The sequence below is a fragment of the Streptomyces sp. ID05-39B genome (assembly GCF_033794725.1).
Taxonomy (GTDB): domain Bacteria; phylum Actinomycetota; class Actinomycetes; order Streptomycetales; family Streptomycetaceae; genus Streptomyces; species Streptomyces bobili.
The window spans coordinates 1-957 of sequence record NZ_JARGEF010000525.1 but is presented as its reverse complement, the minus strand read 5'-3'; the positions used below and the strand labels follow the sequence as shown (position 1 = coordinate 957).

The following is a 957-nucleotide window of genomic DNA, read 5'->3' as shown; positions in this document are numbered from 1 at the left end:
CTAGGCACTGTCCGGCGGATCATGTGACCTTCTGACTGGTCGCTCGTTGGTTCGGTCATGGGTCGGGGGGATCTGACGAATCGCGAGTGGTCGTTGCTTGAGCCGCATCTGCCACCTTTGGGTGGCCGGGGCGGCCGGTGGAACGACCACCGCACCGTGGTCAACGGGATCCTGTTCCGGGTCCGGACCGGTGTTCCGTGGCGTGATCTGCCGGAACGCTATGGCTCGTGGAAGACCATCTACGAGCGGCATCGCCGCTGGTCGGCGGACGGCACCTGGGACCGGATCCTGCAGTCGGTCCAGGCCGACGCCGACCTCGCCGGGCGGATCGACTGGTCGATGGTCGGCGTCGACTCGACGTCCTGCCGGGCCCATCAGCACGCGGCCGGCGCCCGCAAGACCCGGCCGCGGGTCCCGAAAAAAGGACAACGCCCCGGCACCACCGCCCCGACGAGGGACTCGGACGGTCCCGGGGCGGCCTGACCTGCAAGATCCACCTCGCCGGCGAAGGCGGCTGCCGCCCACTGGCCCTCCTGCTCACCCCCGGCCAATGGGGCGATGCCCCGCAACTGGTCGAGGTCCTGGACCGGATCAGAGTCCCCCGGCCGTTGGGCGGGCGACCCCGGACCCGGCCCGACCACGTCAGCGGCGACAAGGCATACAGCTCCCGCCGCAACCGCCGCTACCTGCGAAGACGCCGCATCCGGCACACGATCCCGGAACCGAAGGACCAGCGGGCCAACCGCCGCCGCAGAGGCAGAGAAGGCGGCAGGCCCGCCGGCTTCGACCGGGACCACTACCGGCGACGCAACGAGGTCGAGCGCACCATCAACCGGCTCAAGAACTTCCGCGCCGTGGCCACCCGTTACGACAAGAGGGCCTACGTCTTCCACGGCACCGTCACCACCGCGGCGATCCGACTCTGGCTCCGACAGTGATCCGCCGGACAGAACCTAG

1 protein-coding gene is annotated in these 957 nt (G+C 69.9%); it reads left to right on the top strand.

The genetic code is table 11. From position 1 onward, the window contains the following. Positions 1 to 57 precede the first annotated feature (57 nt). Positions 58 to 938 (top strand): IS5-like element IS1648 family transposase gene (locus P1P75_RS41685; protein WP_319265293.1). Its coding sequence is split into 2 segments (ribosomal slippage): positions 58 to 418 and positions 418 to 938, totalling 882 coding nucleotides; the frame shifts between segments, so codons are not numbered across the junction. Positions 939 to 957: the final 19 nt, after the last annotated feature.